Source organism: Flavobacterium sp., assembly GCF_040402835.1.
Lineage (GTDB): Bacteria > Bacteroidota > Bacteroidia > Flavobacteriales > Flavobacteriaceae > Flavobacterium.
The window spans coordinates 1-18,775 of sequence record NZ_JBBALW010000005.1 but is presented as its reverse complement, the minus strand read 5'-3'; the positions used below and the strand labels follow the sequence as shown (position 1 = coordinate 18,775).

The 18,775-nt window shown below is 32.3% G+C and carries 8 protein-coding genes; 5 read left to right on the top strand and 3 right to left on the bottom strand.

Features of this window, described 5'->3' with window-relative positions; genetic code table 11:
- Positions 1–16: 16 nt before the first annotated feature.
- From AC9UEH_RS02845 to AC9UEH_RS02825, 5 genes are all read left to right on the top strand, one after another.
- Positions 17–706, top strand: coding sequence for an RluA family pseudouridine synthase (locus AC9UEH_RS02845; RefSeq protein ID WP_509528188.1), 690 nt, complete (start codon positions 17–19; stop codon positions 704–706).
- Between the two features lie 56 nt (positions 707–762).
- Positions 763–2,103, top strand: a complete 1,341-nt coding sequence (locus tag AC9UEH_RS02840; protein WP_509528186.1) for a hypothetical protein — start codon at positions 763–765, stop codon at positions 2,101–2,103.
- Positions 2,104–2,135: 32 nt separating this feature from the next.
- The gene (locus AC9UEH_RS02835; protein WP_509528184.1) at positions 2,136–3,473 is read left to right on the top strand and encodes an aldehyde dehydrogenase; all 1,338 of its coding nucleotides are present in this window, start codon (positions 2,136–2,138) and stop codon (positions 3,471–3,473) included.
- Positions 3,474–3,634: 161 nt separating this feature from the next.
- On the top strand, positions 3,635–6,058 hold the full coding sequence (pheT, locus tag AC9UEH_RS02830; RefSeq protein ID WP_509528183.1) for a phenylalanine--tRNA ligase subunit beta: 2,424 nt from the start codon (positions 3,635–3,637) through the stop codon (positions 6,056–6,058).
- Between the two features lie 185 nt (positions 6,059–6,243).
- Positions 6,244–7,752, top strand: a complete 1,509-nt coding sequence (locus AC9UEH_RS02825; protein WP_509528182.1) for a DUF5106 domain-containing protein — start codon at positions 6,244–6,246, stop codon at positions 7,750–7,752.
- 201 nt (positions 7,753–7,953) lie between these two features.
- Here AC9UEH_RS02825 and AC9UEH_RS02820 read toward each other — a convergent pair whose 3' ends face one another.
- The 3 genes from AC9UEH_RS02820 to AC9UEH_RS02810 form a co-directional block, all read right to left on the bottom strand.
- On the bottom strand, positions 7,954–8,928 hold the full coding sequence (locus tag AC9UEH_RS02820; protein WP_509528181.1) for a retroviral-like aspartic protease family protein: 975 nt from the start codon (positions 8,926–8,928) through the stop codon (positions 7,954–7,956).
- Between the two features lie 99 nt (positions 8,929–9,027).
- Positions 9,028–10,023: a PorP/SprF family type IX secretion system membrane protein gene (locus AC9UEH_RS02815; protein ID WP_509528180.1), complete on the bottom strand. Its 996-nt coding sequence runs from the start codon at positions 10,021–10,023 to the stop codon at positions 9,028–9,030.
- A 4-nt stretch (positions 10,024–10,027) separates the two neighbouring features.
- Positions 10,028–18,589 carry a PKD-like domain-containing protein gene (locus AC9UEH_RS02810; protein WP_509528179.1) on the bottom strand — a complete coding sequence of 2,854 codons (8,562 nt, stop codon included), beginning with the start codon at positions 18,587–18,589 and terminating at the stop codon, positions 10,028–10,030.
- Between the last annotated feature and the right edge of the window lie 186 nt (positions 18,590–18,775).

Here is an 18,775-nt window from a genome sequence, read left to right as displayed (position 1 = left end):
CAAAGGGGGAATTGAAATGAAAATAGTTTCCGATAAAAATAACCTGCAAGTACTTCATGAAGACAATCATATTATTGTGATTAATAAACGTGTTGGAGATATTGTGCAAGGAGATAAAACAGGCGACAAACCGTTGTCTGAGATTGTAAAAGAATATATCAAAGTTAAATATAACAAACCGGGGGAAGTGTTTCTTGGCGTAGTTCACCGATTGGACAGACCGACGACCGGAATTGTAGTTTTTGCGAGAACTAGTAAGGCTTTGATACGTATGAACGAACTTTTTAGTAATCAAGAAACGCTAAAAACATATTGGGCAATTGTGAAAAACAAGCCATTAAATTCTGAAGATAAATTAGTTCATTATCTGAAAAGAAATGAAAAAAATAATACTTCAAAAGCACATCTTAAAGAAGTTCCCGACAGTAAATTGGCAAGTTTAGATTATAAAATAATTGCTATACTTCAAAACTATTTTGCATTAGAAATAAATCTTCACACGGGAAGACACCATCAAATTAGGGCTCAATTATCAGCAATTGGAACACCAATAAAAGGAGATTTGAAATATGGTTTTCACAGAAGTAATCCTGATGGTGGCATACATCTTCACGCTCGAAAATTAGTTTTTGTACATCCTGTTTCCAAAGAAACCATTCTAATTATAGCCCCAACCCCAAATGATGTGATTTGGAATGCTATATAAATAAAAAAAATACCTATATTTATGATATTTTTTATAATAACTTAAATTCATAACCTATGAAAAATTTACTGTTTTTTTTAGTTTTACTTTTTTCTTTAAATATTTTTTCACAAGACCATTTTTCAGGAATTACAACCTCAAAACGAGTTGGAATTTTAAATATAGGATTGAATCCCTCAGAATTAAGTAATTTAGACAGTCGCTTAGAAGTGCAATTATTTTCGTCTAGCATTAATATTTCTAATAATAAAATAGGTTTTGGTGATATTTTAGGAGGAAATAATTTAAAAAATATAATTTTTAAAGGTTCAGAACCAGTAAATTTTAATATTGACTCCGAATTTTTAGGGCCAGGTTTTGCAATTAAATTTTTAAAATGGGGATTTGCCGTGACCTCAAAAGGACATATCAAAGCTAATATTATTGATGTTGATACAAACCTTGGTTCTGCTTTAACAAATAGTGCTCTAAGTGCCATTGGAAGTTCCGCTATTATTTCAAATGAAAAAAATCAAAGAATAAATGGGACAGCATGGGGAGAAATCGGATTTTCAGTAGCACATAAAATATATGAAACCAAAAAATACAAAATTAATGCTGGGGTTACTATAAAACTATTATTTCCCGGTGCCTATGCAAATATAGGAGCTGGTAATTTTAAAGGAACAATAACTGATAATTTTGGAAATTTAAAACTTACTAATGCTACTGCTAATTTGAATATTGCATATTCTGGAAGTCTTGCAAATGAATTCAATAACATTAATGATTATACAAAATCCGTTTTCGGAAATCTTCAAGGCGTTGCTACTGATATTGGAATTGACTATCAAATAAAAGGTTCTGGAAACAATTATAAAATAAAAATTGGTGCAGCTTTAAAAAATATTGGGAGCATGTCTTTTAAATCTTCAAATAATAATTCAACTGATTATAGATTGGCTATTCAAGGTTCACAACAATTGAATTTAAATCAATTTCAAAATGCAAATGGAGTAAAAGACATAGAACTAATTTTATTAAATAGTGGCTTTTTAACAAAAGTTACTCAAAATAATGATTTTAAAGTACAACTTCCAACCGTTTTAAATTTTTATGCTGATTTTAAACTAATTCCAAAACTTAATATCACCCTTTTCACTCAACAAAAAATAAATAGCAATAGTAGCAATAATCAAATTACCTCACAAAATATAATTTCTGTAACGCCTAGGTTTGCTATTGGTTTTTTTGAGGCCTATATTCCATTCGCTATTAATGAAATTTCAGGAACAACAGCTGGAGTAGGATTTAGATTAGGCGGGTTTTTTCTAGGCTCCAATTCAATTTTAACTGCTCTTTCAAGTCAAGGAAAACAAGCCGATTTTTATACTGGATTCCGTTTTGGAATCTTATAATTACTATCAATATTAAAATTAAATTCTGATTTATGCTAAGTAAGGAATTCAAAGAAAATATACAATTTAGGGAAGATACGTTGCGAAAATTATTGTTTTCTATTCAAGTAAATGAAGATAGGATAATTGAAGCGCTGTATAAAGATTTTAAGAAGCCAGCATTTGAAGCGGTTTTAACAGAAACTAATTATGTAATTAGCGATTTAAAAAACACCATAAAAAATATAAAATATTGGTCAAAACCTAAAAAAGTACTTCCCTCACTATTAAATTTTCCCTCAAAAGATTATATATACAATGAGCCATATGGCAAAGTATTAATAATTGCGCCTTGGAATTATCCTTTTCAACTGTCTATGAGTCCATTAATAGCAGCAGTTGCAGCGGGAAATTCTATAGTATTAAAACCTTCGGAATTAACTCCTTACACATCGAGTTTATTAGCAGAAATAATTTCAAATGTGTTTGATAAAAATCATGTTACCGTAGTTGAAGGCGGAATTGATGTATCTCAAAAACTTTTATCGCAACGTTGGGATTATATTTTTTTTACTGGAAGTGTAGCAGTAGGTAAAATTATAGCAAAAGCTGCTGCAGAAAATATCACACCAATAACCCTAGAATTGGGTGGGAAAAACCCTTGTATTATTGATGAAACGGCGAATTTAAAATTAGCAGCAAAGCGAATTGTTTGGGGAAAATTTATTAATGCTGGACAAACCTGTATTGCACCTGATTATTTATTAGTTCACGATAGCGTAAAATTGGAATTTACAGAACATTTAAAACAAGAAATCACCAATGCTTATGGAGAAAATCCTGAATTATCACCTGATTTTACTCGGATAGTAAATACTAAAAACTGGGAAAGATTATTTAATTTAATAGAACCTGAAAAAGTAGTTTTTGGTGGTCAATCCAATAAAGAAATTTGCTTCCTTGCTCCCACTCTCATTGACGAGCCATCACTGGACAGCGAAATAATGAAAGATGAGATATTTGGACCCATTTTACCAATTTTATCATATCAAAATATTGTCGATTTGAGATACGTTATCACAAAATATGAGAAACCTTTGTCATTGTACGTATTCACAACAAACAATTGTTTCGCAGAAGAAATGATTCAAAAATACCCGTTTGGTGGTGGTTGCATTAATGATACTGTTATTCATTTTTCCAATAAAAGATTACCCTTTGGAGGGGTTGGTCATTCTGGTATTGGTGCCTATCATGGTAGATTAGGTTTTGATACTTTTTCCCATAAAAAAGCCATTGTTAAAAAAGCGAATTGGCTTGATTTGCCTTTTCGATATGCACCTTATAAAGATAAATTAATGAAAATAAAAAAAATATTGAATTGGTTTTAACTATATGACTCGGGAAGCATTGAATTTTAAAACTATTAAACAAAACAATCAACAACATTTGATTATTTTATATTTCTTTTTATTTCTTACTACACTAGCAATTCTTATATTTGTACTCAAAATTCCGAATAAAACAGAAAAAATAATCTGAAAAATTAATAATGAAAATATCTTACAACTGGTTAAAACAATTTATAAAAACTGATTTAAAATCTGAAGAAACGGCTGACATATTAACCGATTTAGGGTTAGAAGTAGAAGGTATTGAAAAATATGAAAGTTTAAAAGGTGGCTTAGAAGGGGTTGTTATTGGACGCGTTTTAACATGTTTACAACATACAAATGCCGACAAACTAAAAGTTACTACAGTAGATATTGGAACTGGAACTCCAATTCAAATCGTTTGTGGAGCTTCTAACGTTGGAGTGGGGCAAATGGTTCCAGTTGCTACAATTGGAACTAAACTTTATGATAAAGAAGGAAATTCATTTGAAATAAAAAAAGGAAAAATTCGTGGCGAAGAAAGTCATGGGATGATTTGTGCTGAAGACGAATTAGGTTTAGGCGATAGTCATGACGGCATTATGATTCTTTCAGAAGAATTACTACCGGGAACACCCGCATCTAAAGTTTTTAATATCGAAACAGATGAAGTTTTTGAAATTGGATTAACTCCTAACCGAGCAGACGCAATGAGTCATTGGGGAGTTGCAAGAGATTTACGAGCAGGATTAATTCAAAAAAATACTAATTTTTCTGAACTAATTACCCCCTCAGTAAATAAGTTTAAAATTGACAAAAGAACTCTTAAAATTGATGTAATAGTTGAAGATGCCAAATTAGTCCCAAGATATTGCGGTGTAACTATATCTGGAATTACAGTAAAACCATCCCCTGAATGGTTAAAAAATAGACTAAAATCTATTGGGCTAACCCCAAAAAATAATATTGTTGATGTTACTAATTATGTTTTACATGAACTCGGTCAGCCACTACATGCGTTTGATGCTGCCAAAATTAATGGTAAGATAATCGTAAAAACGGTCACTACAGGTACAAAATTTACTACATTAGACGGAATTGAAAGAATTTTGCATGAAGAAGATTTAATGATTTGTGATGAAAAGGGACCTCTTTGTATAGCAGGAGTTTTTGGCGGTCAAAATTCTGGAGTTTCAGAATATACAAATACTATTTTTTTAGAAAGTGCTTATTTCAATCCTGTTTCTGTCAGAAAAACTGCCAAAAGACATTCACTTAGCACTGACGCCTCTTTTAGATTTGAAAGAGGAATTGATCCTAGTATAACAGAATATGCTTTAAAAAGAGCTGCAATTTTAATTCAAGAAGTTGCTGGTGGAGAAATTACTTCTGATATTATAGATGTGTACCAAAAGAAAATTGAAGATTTTTCGGTAGTTTTAAATTTCAATAATGTCTCGAAAATTATTGGACAAGAAATTCCAAAAGAAACCATTAAGAAAATCTTAGTTTCATTAGATATTAAAGTGACGAGTGTTTCAGATTCAAGTTTGGGGCTAATAATTCCTGCTTATCGTGTTGATGTGCAAAGAGAAATTGATGTAATTGAAGAATTGCTTAGAGTCTATGGGTACAATAATATTAGTTTTACCAAAAAATTAAACGCTACAGTTTCAAATTCAAGTAGAACAGAAGATTACAAAGTTCAAAATATTATCGCCAATCAGTTGACTTCTTTAGGATTCAATGAAATGATGTCCAATTCATTGACAACTCCCGATTATGTTAAGTTATCAAAAAATCTAAGAGAGGAATTTAATGTTTTGATATTAAATCCATTGAGCATCGATTTATCTGCAATGCGACAGTCTTTATTGTTTTCCGGATTAGAAGCGGTTTCATTTAATATTAATCGAAGAAATTCCGATTTAAAATTATTTGAATTTGGAAAAACGTACCATAAATTGCCTTCAGGATTTGAGGAGCCAAAGCATTTGACTTTGTTCCTAACTGGTAACCGCATGGGAGAAAGCTGGACAAATGCTCAAAAACCATCTGACTTTTTCTTATTTAAAGGCTATGTAAATACTATTTTGTCTCGTTTAGGTATTAACAAAATACAATATAAACCAGTAACTTCCGATGTTTTTGCGGAGGGAATTGCAATTGCTACTGGAACTGAAATTTTAGTTGAAATTGGCACCGTAAAAAAATCAATATTAAAGCATTTTGATATAAAGCAAGAAGTGTTTTATGCTGATTTCAATTGGAATGCAATTTTAAAATCACTTTCTAATAAAATTAAGTTTACAGAGATCCCTAAATATCAGGAAGTGCGACGAGATTTAGCATTATTAGTTGACGAAACTGTGGCTTTTGAAGATGTTTACAATATTGCACATCAAACCGACAAATCGTTATTAAAAAACATTACGTTATTTGATGTATATATTGGACAAAATTTACCTAAAGGAAAAAAATCATACGCCGTTAGTTTTAAAATACAAGACGACTACAAAACCCTTACAGATAGTCAAATTGAAAAGATTATGAGTAAACTTCAAAGTAATTTAGAAACTCAATTAGGAGCCCAATTGCGATAAACAATACCATAAAACAATTTCAAAATCCACATTCATAATGTGGATTTCGTTTTATTACTGGGTAATTAATGTTAAATAGCTCTTAATAATGTTATATTTTAAATGTCAAAGTACATTTAATTTATAAAATATTTTATTTTTGTTATAATCAACGTTGTTATATTTTTAATATTATTTAGTTCAGAATGAAAAAAATTATCTTATCCTTACTTTTTCTATTTTTTATAAATACTGTCAAAGCTCAAAATGCTTATGAAATAAAAATTAATTTAAAAAATTGTAAAGACACAATTGCCTTCCTAACTTTTTATCAATTTGATAAAAATATGATTGTTGATACTTGTACACAAATTAAAAATGGAAGAATTGTTTTCAATGGAAAAAATAAATTAAACAAAGGCATTTATTCCTTAATTAGTCAAGGGAAATCTATCTATTTTGATTTTTTTATTGACGACCAAAATCAAAAATTAGATATTAATAGTGATGCAATTTCAAATTATAGATCTACCCTAAAATGCAGCAATTCAAAAATAGAGAATGATTTCTTTGAATATATTCAATTTTTCGAAACACAAAAAAATGATTTTGATTCGCATTTATTGAAAACAAAAGGCATGAATAAAAAAGATTCAACCGACTTTGTATCAAGTAAACAAAAATTAATTACTGAAAATATAGAATCTAACGAAAAGGATTTTATTTCTAAAAATAAAGGCACATTTATAGGTGATGCTCTAAATTTAAAAATTGAAAAGTACCTTAAAGACATTCCAAAAGCTTCAAATGGAAGGCCCGACAGTTTAGCAGTTTACCGTTATTATAGAAAACATTATTGGGATGGTGTTGATTTTAAAGAAGATGGACTTGTAAGAACTCCTTTCTTTTCGGGTCGATTGAACCGTTATTTTGAATCCGTAGTTCCAAGACATCCTGATTCAGTATCTGTTGAAATTGACCGAATTATGAAGCAATCAATTGAGGGTTCAATTATGTACAAATTATTGTTAGCTCACTTTGTTTCAACTTATGAAACTTCAAAAATAATGGGATTTGACAAAGTTTTTATTCATGTTGTAGATGCCTATTTTAGAACTGGAAAAGCAAAAGACCTCTATAATGACGATAATATAATAAAAAACATAATTGCTAGAGCTGATATCCTTCGTCCTTTATTGCTTGATGAAATTGCTCCAGAACTACCAATGATACCGATGGAAAGTCATGATAAAATTGCTAAAATGGGTTTTGAAAATGCGAAAACTAGCGAAGAACTAACTAAAATATTTTATGCGAATAATCAAGAAATTGAAAAAACATTTTTAAGGTTACATTCTATAAAAGCAAAATACGTGATCCTTGTTTTTTGGGATGTTGACTGCGGTCATTGTCAAGTTGAAATTCCTAAATTAATAAATGTTTATCATGAATTATTGAAAGAGAATATCGATTTAAAAGTTTTTAGTGTTTATACTCTTCAGGAATTTTATAAATATCAAAAATATATTGTTGAGAAAAAATTGGATTGGATAAATGTATATGATGGCGTTCATTATAACAATTTGAGAGACAAATATGACATTTACTCTACTCCAGTGATTTATATTTTAGACAAAGACAAAAGAATTAAAGCTAAAAGAATTGATGTAGAACAAATAAAAAATATAATTAGTACACTAGAAAATAATAAATAGATATCCTAACGCAAAAAAACCTTCAGATTTCTCTGAAGGTTTTTAGTTCAACTTGTGAAGGCTATTGACTTATTCTCAAATCAAATCTTAGAATTTTTGGAAAATTTTGTTGAGAAAATGCCATAGAAAAACTTTTAGATTTTCCTAGGAGCTTTTTTGTTTAACTCTTGAAAATTGGTAATATTTTATGAAAAAATTATACTAATTTATTTCCAATTCGTTATTTTCAAAATTTAGTCTAATACTCTTTAATTTTTTCAAAAAGCTTAGTCCTAATAAATTTACACCATCTATTTTTTCATTTACACCACAACTTACATTTTCAATTATTTTATTTCCAATTTTAATTTCACGCATATTAAATCTTACGCTTTTATTAACGTTTCCACTAGCATCCATAAAATAGCCGCCTTCAAGAATATCTCCTTCATTAATTGTTTTTGCTTTTATTAATGTTAGCACTATATCTTTAGTCAAATAAACTTCAGCAGCTCCAGTATCTAAAATCATATCTAATTTTAGTACACTATTAAATTCAACATTTACTTCAAAAACACCTCCCGTAGTTGGTATCAATTTTATAGAATTTTCAGAATTTTTTTTATTTGGTCCTGAAATGTACTTGCCATTATTCCATGTTCCTTTTAAAAGTCCTCCTTTTGCAAAATTAAGTATTCCCTCCCCATGAAGTTTTCCTTCTTTAAAATTTCCGTCAAATAAATCACCATTAAAATACTTATATATCCCCTTCCCTGATTCATCAAAATTTAGAATTTGACCCTCATAACTATCTCCAGATTTATATCTTATCTTACCAATTCCTGAAAGGGTATCATTTTTAAAAATTCCTTCATAAACTTGACCATCTAAAAATGAAATTTTACCAAACCCATTCAACAAATCATTTTCAAAATCACCTTCTTTTACTGTATTGTTTTTTGAAATAGCCTTTCCTTTTCCTGACTTTTTTCCATCTTTCATTTTCCCGATATAAGTTGCCCCAGATGCGAAAAAAATTGAACTCTGTCCGTTAGGTTTTCCTAACTTCCAATTTGCTTCTATCTTTGTATTGTCTTCATAAAGATAGGTTCCAAAACCATTCTCACAATCTCCAGATATACATTGAGCGTTGCATTTAATTGAAAAGAAAACTATAATTAGAAAAATATTTTTCATTTTATCAGCAATATTTAATTTATTAATTTTTCAAATATATAAATAATAACAGTAATTATTTATGATTAATTGTGTATATTTCACAATCTAATTATTAAATTAATAATAATTAGGACATCCGAGACATTTGGCATCCAAGTCAAATTGGTAAGTCATAGATAACTCATATATACCTCCAGTTCTTCCAATTTTTGATGTATTCAAATCATAAGAGAAAGAAAATTTGAGATGTTCATACCTTAAACCAGTAAATATATTTAAAGATGTTAGTAAATGACTATTTGGAGCTGCTTTCATAGGATTGGTGACCGCTGTAGCTCCAAAGAAAACAGTGTCTAAAAATATTCCTGTTCCAATGTCTAATCTGTTAAATTGGCCTTGATTCATGTAATTGGCTGTAAATAATATTTTGGTATTGTTTGGCAGGAAATTATAAATTGCATAATCCGACAATTTCATTTCATACCCCCCTATTACAGAAGTAAATGGGGCTAAAGGCACATTTCCTGTATTTGAAAAAGAAATATTAGGCCGATTAAGATGTTTTACAGAAAGCCCAAACCAAACATCTTCATTATTAAAAAGCATTCCTGCATTAAAATCAAAAAAATGTACCTTGTCATTTAATAATAGTGGGTCAATTGAGGAACTATTTATTATGCCTGTATCAATATTAATTTGATCATTAAGTAATAAATTTTGAAAACCAAATGATTTCGTGCCTAATCCAAATTCTATTGCGGGTCGAAAATACCATTGGTCATTTAACTCTACTTTAAAAGCATAATTTACATTTGCTTGAGTGTAATTATAATTCGTGAAATTTTCTCGATGATTCAAAACATTCACACCAACACCGCTATTCATTCCTTCTACCCATGTATTAAAAAAAGCATAATCCGTATCCACTTTTAAATTTAAATCAGGCCATTGTGTTCGATGGATAATACCAGCATTAAAAGTTTCCATAAAACCAGTAAAACTAGGGTTTATTGTTTGAGGAACCATAAAATATTGCGTAAAAATAGGATCTTGTGCTTTACTTTTTGTAAAGAAAAAACATAATGTTGCTATATATATTATTTTTAATTTCATTTTTTTATTTAATAAGTACAAATGAGGCTTGTTGTTCAATGATTTTTCCATAAAAAGTTTTTCCAGAAACCTTATAATAATAGTTACCGTTTTCAGAATCAACACCTTTTGCCTTTCCGTCCCAACCTCTAATTGCATCGCCATTTTCAGAATAAATCAGTTCTCCCCAAGTATCATAAACATCTAAAACGAAATCAGTTAATCCCTTATATTTAGGCTGAAAGTAGGCATTTAAGGCATCATTATTTGGAGTAAATGCATTAGGCACAACCAATGCATACCCTTCTCCAATAATTATTGAGGTTACATTGTCATAGACACAACCAAAAGGGTAAGTTACAGTTTGAGTTATAATATAAGTCCCCGAAGAAACATATTGATGTATTGGATTTAAATCAGTTGAATAGGTTCCATCTCCAAAACTCCAATTTACACTTATAAAATTTCCAGTAGCAATATTTGTAAACTGTATCGGGTCATTGATTGAATAGCTTCCATAGGTTGCAAAAGCATACGAATTTGAATTAAATGAAATATTTCCAAGAGTTGGAATATCGACATTAAAAGTATAATTAGTACTGCAACCAATAGCATCCGTTGCTTGAAGTAGTATCATTCCATTTATTGATGTGTTCATGATTTGGTTATTTACACCACTAACTGTTCCGCTAGACCAATTAAAACTATAAGGAGGAACACCTCCAGAGGCTTGTGCAACAAATGTTTGTTTTACTATCTTAGTAACACAATTAAAATTCGTGTTTGTTTGAACACCTAAAACAATTGGCGGCGGTCTACTAATTACATATAGGGCAGATTTTGTACATCCTTTAGAATCTCTAACGGTTACAGAATAATTACCCGCAACGACATTTGTCAAATCTTCGGTAGTTGCTCCATTCGACCATGAATAGGTAAAAGGAGGATTTCCTCCAGAAACCATTAAATTTATTGAACCACTATTTGCATTATTACAATCTAAAGCGTTTGTAATGTTTGATGCTAAAACTAACAATTGTGGCTCAACAATAATAAACGTTTTATTAATATAGCACGGTTTACTGTCTCTAATAGTGACTGAATATGTTCCCGGGCCAAGATTATTTCTTGTAGTTCCAGCTATACTTCCATCACTCCAAGTTAACACTATTGGAGAAATACCTCCTATAAAATTCAAATTGATGCTACCATCATTCGCTCCAAAGCATGAAACATTTGTTACTACTGGATTTACTGTAAAAATTGGTGCTTCAGGAATGATAACAGTAATGGGTTTAGGACAATTATTTGTATCTTTTACTAATACTGTATAAGTTCCTGCAGAGAGATTATTCTGATATAGTCCCGTTGCTAAATTGTTCCAACTTCCTGTGTAAGGAGATGTCCCTCCGGTTACAGTCAATGTAATTGATGCATTATTGCCACCATAGCAAGTTATTGGAGTAGTAATTGCTGTAATAATAATATCATTTGGTTGAGTAACAACTATTCCTGAAATTGTTTTTACACCATTATTTGAATCGGTTACTTTAATTGAATAAGTACCCGCAATTAAACCATTAAATACTACATTTAATAAATTTGTAGATGGTATTGTATTAATTAAGAGACCACTTGAATTTAATAATTGATAAGTGTAAGGTGCTACTGAACCTTGAGTAATCGTTACACCAATTTTTCCATTGTTATCTCCAAAACATAATAAGTTTACATGTGCTTGAAGATTTTCTTGTATCAATAATTCTGGTGGTTGTGTTAATGTGAAATTTAGAATTACAGGGTTACAATATCCATCATTTATTCTTACTGAATAATTTCCAGCAACAAGATTAGAAATATCTTGAAAAGAACTTACAAATGAATTTGGACCAGTCCAATTATAGGTATAGACTCCGGAACCACCTGTTACGGTTAAATCTATTGCTCCGTTTGAACCTCCAAAAAAACTTACATTATAGCTATTGTAATTAGTTAAAACACTCGAAGTCAATATAGTTGGATTTACTATAATAGTATAAATTGATGAAGGACCTTGACAGTTTAAACTACCAGCGATTACTGCAAATGCAGTATAATTAATTGTAATTGGATTATTTGTGTTATTTATTAATGTTTGTGATGGAATACTATTTGTACCTGAACTAATAATTCCAGTTATTCCAGCTGGATTATTAGAAGTCCATGAATAGTTAATTATTCCAGTTGCATTTGTACTCAATGTAACTGGCAAACTTTGAGAATTATTGCAAATAACTTGATTGAAACCAGAAAATTGAACAGTAGGAGTTGGATTAACTGTTAACCTTACTGAAAAAGGATTTCCAGGGCAATTCAAATAAGTAGGAATTACATTATAATCTATTAATTGTACAGAATTTGATGAATTAGTTAACGTTTGATTAATTGATGTACCAGTCCCTGCTGTTGCTCCTGTAATATTTGGATTTTGAACAATAGTCCATGTATATATAGTTCCTACAGGTACAATTGAAGAAGACGTTGGTGTACCATTAATTGGATTAATAGTAAAACTTTGATTATTACAGATTACAATTGATTGATTTTGTATCGCTGGTCTTGGTTTAACGGTAATAGTATAAGCATAACTAGCTCCTGCACAAGTAGCTCCTCCTGCAATAGTAGCCGTAGCATTATACGTAATGGTAATTGGTGCACTACTAGCATTGGTCAACGTTTGAACCGGGATAGTTGTAGTACCCGAAGTGGTTACTCCTATTATATCCGCTGGTTGAACCGCTGTCCATGAGTAAGTAGCTCCAGCTGTAGCACTGCCCAAAGTAACCAACACTGAACTATCTCCAGAACAAATACTCTGATTTGTTGGGGTAAAAGTAACTGCGGGACTCGGATTGACTGTGATGGTAAAAGTCTCTGCTGCTCTAGAACAACCATTGGCACTTGCAATAACACTTATTGTAGAAGTAATAGCAGTAGCACCACCATTAGTAGCTGTAAATGCAGGGATATTCCCTACTCCACTTGTTGGGGTTAATCCTATCAACGGATTAGAGTTAGTCCATGCATAAGTAGTTCCACTCACTGCATTACTAAAAACAATTGGAGCAGTTAAAACGCCATTACAATAAGAGAGATTTGTCAAAGACAACGTCCCTGGAATTGGATTTACCGTTACAATTATATGAAATGGAGTTCCTTGACAACTTCCTGATGTAGGGGTAACGGTATAATCTAATGTGCCCGTGCTATTTGTTGTATTGTTTAATAATTGACTAATACTATTTTGACCTATAGGCTGTGCGATACCTCCTGTAATAGCCCCTAAAGGTATGCTCACTGGGGCAGTCCATGTATAAGTCGTTCCTGTTGGAACAATAGTAGCTCCTGAATTACTTGGCGTTACACTAAAGGTTGTTCCTGAACATATTGCTGCAGGAGTAACATCTGTAATAGTAGGTTTTGGATTAACAGTAACTGTTATAGTGAAAGGAGTTCCAACACAATTACCCGTAGAACCTGAAGTTGGTGTTACGGTATAAATCAAAGATTGAGAGGTATTAACCCCGTTGATTAAAGTTTGACTAATCATTGTAATTCCAGTGGCTGTTGAGGCAGATTGACCCGTAATATTAGGATTGACACCTACAGTCCATATATAAGTTGTGCCTGAAGGTACAATGGTAGTGCCAGAATTGTTAGGAGTTACACTAAAGGAAGTTCCTGAACAAATAGCTGCTGGAGTTACCCCAGCTATAACTGGTTTTGGATTAACTGTAACGGTAACCGTAAAAGCAGTTCCTATACATCCATTAACTATTGGTGTTACGCTATATATTGCGGTTTGACTCGTATTAGTTGGATTAAATAATGTACCTGTAATTGACAATTGACCTACTCCTGAAGCACCTCCTGTTAGTCCACCAATAACTGATGGTGCTGGCCAAGAGTAGCTATTTCCAGTTGGAATACTATTTAAAGCGGAAGACAAAGGAGTTACTGTAAATCCTGAACCACTACATGTATTTGAAGTAAATGCTTCTGTAATAGCTGGTCTGGGTTTAACTGTAATAGTATATGTATAAACTGCTCCTGCACAAGTAGCTCCTCCTGCAATAGTCGCCGTAGCATTATACGTAATGGTAATTGGTGCACTACTAGCATTGGTCAACGTTTGAACCGGGATAGTTGTAGTACCCGAAGTGGTTACTCCTATTATATCCGCTGGTTGAACCGCTGTCCATGAGTAAGTAGCTCCAGCTGTAGCACTGCCCAAAGTAACCAACACTGAACTATCTCCAGAACAAATACTCTGATTTGTTGGGGTAAAAGTAACTGCGGGACTCGGATTGACTGTGATGGTGAATTGTTGCTGTGCACCGATACAAGTTGAACTACCATTAGCAAAAGTTGGGGTTACTGTAATAGTTGCAATAACTGTTAAAGCGGTACTATTTAATGCATTAAAAGCTGCAATATTTCCAGAACCACTTCCCAAAAGACCAATACTTGAAAGATTATTTACCCAACTATAAGTTGTGTTGCCTCCTGTATTTGTAGTACTAAAATTTATTGCATTAGTTTGCAAACCATTACAAACCGTTTGATTTGAAATTGTATTGACTTGTCCTTTTGGATTAACCGTAATAGTAACTATTTTAGGAGTACCTAAACAGGTTACTACTCCATTAACATATGAAGGGGTGACAGTAATGGTCGCTATAACGGGAGCTGTACCTGAGTTTAAAGCACTAAAAGCAGCAATATTCCCAGAGCCACTTCCAGCTAATCCGATTGAAGGGGTATCATTTTCCCAGTTATAACTAACTGTTCCAGAACCTGTATTTGTAGTTGTAAAATTGATTGCAGATGTCGATACTAAATGGCAAACCACCTGATTAGAAATTGTATTAACCTGTGGAACAGGGTTTACAGTGATACTAAAAGTTTGAGTTGGTCCGGGGCAACTTACCGAAGCATTTGAAAATATTGGTGTAACTACAAAATTACCTACAGCTGGGCTGTTACTACTATTTGCACCTACAAAAGTAGGAATATCTCCAATACCAGTTAATCCTATTCCTATACTTGAGTTTGAGTTTGTCCAAGAATAGGAGGTTATTCCAATAATAGTAGTGCTTAAAGCAACCGCTGCTGTTGAATCACCATTACATATTATTTGATTTGAAATAGTGTTGACTTGTCCTTTTGGATTAATTGTAATGGTAAACATTTTTGAAGTTCCTAGACAGGCAGCACCTCCGTTACTGAATAAAGGCGTAACAGTTATGGGTGAAGTTATGGGTGAAGTTCCATTGTTTATGGGCGTAAATATAGGAATACTTCCAGAACCACTTGCTGGTAATCCAATAGTGTTGTTATCAATTGTACAATTGAATATAGTCGTTCCTCCCGTATTTGTAGTTGAAAAAGGAATTGTGGATGTAGTTGCAGTTCCAGCACAAAATACTTCATTATTTGGTTGGTTAACTTGCCCAGTAGGATTTACGGTAATTGTAATTGTTTTAGGCGTACCTGAACAACTTACTCCGCCATTTTCAAATGTTGGGGTGACTGTAATTGTTGTATTTATAGGAGCTGAAGTTATATTAGCTGCTGTAAATGTGGGAATATCTCCGTTTCCTGAAGTAGCTAAACCCACAGCGGCATTAGTACTTGTCCACGCATAAGTTGTTGTGCCTCCAGTATTGGTATTTGAAAAATTAGCTACAGTTACTAAATTTCCATTACAAACAACTTGTCCAGGAATGGTATTAACTTGTCCTCTAGGATTGATAGTGATTGTAAATGTAGTTGGTGTACTGGGGCATGAAGTAGCTCCACTAGTATTAAATGATGTAACTGTTATGGTTCCTGTTATAGGTGTAGCACCTGTATTTGTTCCTACGAAACTAATTGTAGTAGTTCCAGTAGCTACAATTCCAATTAAGGGATTGCTATTCGTCCACGAAAAATTTGTAGCACTAGTTCCTGAAAAAGAAATGGGTCCAACACTTCCATTATGACAAACAACTGCATTAGAAATGGAATTGATAGTCGGAGTAGGAATAACCGTAATTATTACGGTATCTGTTACTGAATTACAAGGTCCTGGTGGGTCATTTGTAGTTAATGTTAAAACAATTGTTCCTATAAATCCTGTTGGAGGCGAGTAAGTACTAGTTAAACTATTAGCATTGGAAAATGTACCACCATTTGAAGACGTCCAACTACCTGATGAAGCGGCACCGCCAACGATTCCATTTAATTGAACCGAACCGTTTAGACAAACTGGATTGTAAGTACCAGCTTCTACGGTTGCTTGTGCGTTAATTACTATTTGAAACGAAATTGTTTTAGGGGGACATGGGCCTGCTGGAGCTGCAGACGTTAACGTAAAGGTTATTGTTCCTGTATAATTTGTTGGTGGTGTATAGGTTGGTGATAAAGCTGCAGTGCTAGGTGAAAATACTCCACCTGTTATAGAAGCTGTCCAAGTTCCTATGGTAGCCCCACCCGTAATAGAACCTATAAGAGGAATACCTGTGTTTAAACAAGTGGCTGTAGGACCAGAAGCGGTTATTTGCACAGCTGGATCAACTTGGATAAAACTTGAAAAAGGAATGCTTCCACATTCATTTGTAAGCGTTAAAGTGTAGTTATAGGTTCCGGGTGAAGTAAAAATAATTGTTGGATTTGAGGCTGTTGTGTCGGAAATGGTTACAGCTGGATTACTTAAAAAATCCCAAGAATATGTAACCGCTTGTGTAGCATAGCAATTAAAAACGGTTGGATTTAAAGTTATGGTAGTTCCCTCACATATGATTTGTGGTGATAGTGTTGTTCTTGGTTTATCTTTAATGGTTATGGTTTGAGTCTTTATATCAGGCTGACATAAAAGACCTGCTATTGCGTTTTGTAATGACGTTGTTAATTGAACAGTGTATATTCCCGCGCTAGTAAATGTAATTTCAGGTTCAAAAGAGGAAGCATTTCCTGAAGTAAAACTCCAACCTGGACTAGTAACGTTTGGACAATTTAGAGGATTTGAAGGGGTTACTTGCCATGCATAAACATTGGTATTGGTACAACCTGGCAAACTAGATAAATTGTCTAAAGTTACCGTAGTTGGCGAACAGCCGGTAGTTGGATTCATTGTAAAATCTGCAATAACTTCTGGGTTGACACAGATGGTTTTGGTTTGAGATGTTATACCGCAGTTATTTGATCCCGAAGTAAATAAGGTGATACTATATGTTCCTTGTGTATTAAATGTAATGGTTAATGTATTCGTTGCTGTGCCAGTCCAAATTGAAGGGTTATTGGGTAAATTTACATTAAAGCCCAGATTCCCTATAACAGAAATAAATGTATTTGCGGCAAGAATTCCCGTTGCTGGAACAATAAATAGTCCTGATGGGCCTGTTATTTGCCAGTATCTTTGATAGGTTTGTGTACAAGTAAAAGTTGGACTTGACCCAATATTGGTACCTGGAGTTGTAGTGTCTGTAAAAACAACGGATGTATTTAAACAAATTTGACTATTAGCCGGATTAGCTGAAATATTAGCATTAGGTTTTGATTGAATATTTATAGGGCCAATAGCACTAGAACTGCTTCCGCAAGGATTTGAAACAGTGATTGAAGCTTGAAATGAATTAGGATATACTGTTCCGTTAATATTTGAACTTGTATTACATGATACTGTAGCAAAATTATGTGTAACTGAAAAACCAGGAGTAATTACTTGAGCATGCGTAAATGTTTGCGTTTGTGAAGGGTTAGTATCGTTTACTTGGAATGTATAGATTGTTCCAAAAGTATTTTGAGCACCTGGTATTATTGAATATTGAACACTTCCCGGATTACATAATACTAGAACTCCATTATTTATTATTGATGCGGTAGGATTGGCACCAATAAAAACATTATAAGTTTTGGTATAACTACATCCAGATTGTAAAATTACCGTATATGTAATTTGAAAAATTCCGTTAGTTGTGTATGCATGAAATTCGTCCGTTATATTAGCTATTGTAGATGTAGTAATTGGCGAACCATCTCCCCAATTAATTGCATGTTGAGTGTTTGTATTAGTGTTGGTTGAGTTTGTAGAAAACATAAATAATCCCCCATTTGATCCGTCTGCACAATAATTGAAGTAATTTGTGCTATTAAAATTAGTAACTGCCCAACCAACATTTGGTGTAACAGTTATTATGGGATTACTTGGAGTTCCACTATTTACAAACACAGTAACACTACTAATTATACCATTTACTGTTAATGTAGTTGAAAATGTTCCAGAAGTGTTATAAATAATTGCTGGTGGACTTGCTGATGCAAAGGATGTAATATTTCCTCCACCAAATGACCAAGCATATATCGGGTTTGTACCTACTCCAGTAGATGTGTCAGTATAGGTAATGGATTGGCCTTGGCAAATGGAAATTGTTCCACTAACCGCAGGTGGATTAGAAGTAAAACTTGTTGTTAACGCGATTTTTGAAAGATGGTTGATTGCAGCAATGCTTGTTCCGGCAGCTACTGTATTTGAAAATAATCCATAAAATAATACAAGAAGTATCATAAATTTATGAATTATATAATCTTTAAAAAACAATGAAATTCTATAATATTCGAACATAATAGATTTTTACTTTAAAAATAAGTTAACATTTAACAAGATTAAGAAAATATTTTGAATTTAATTAAAAAATTTCATTGCTATCCGAAAGTCAAAAATAAAAAGTGTCTGAGAATCCCTTATTTTTGT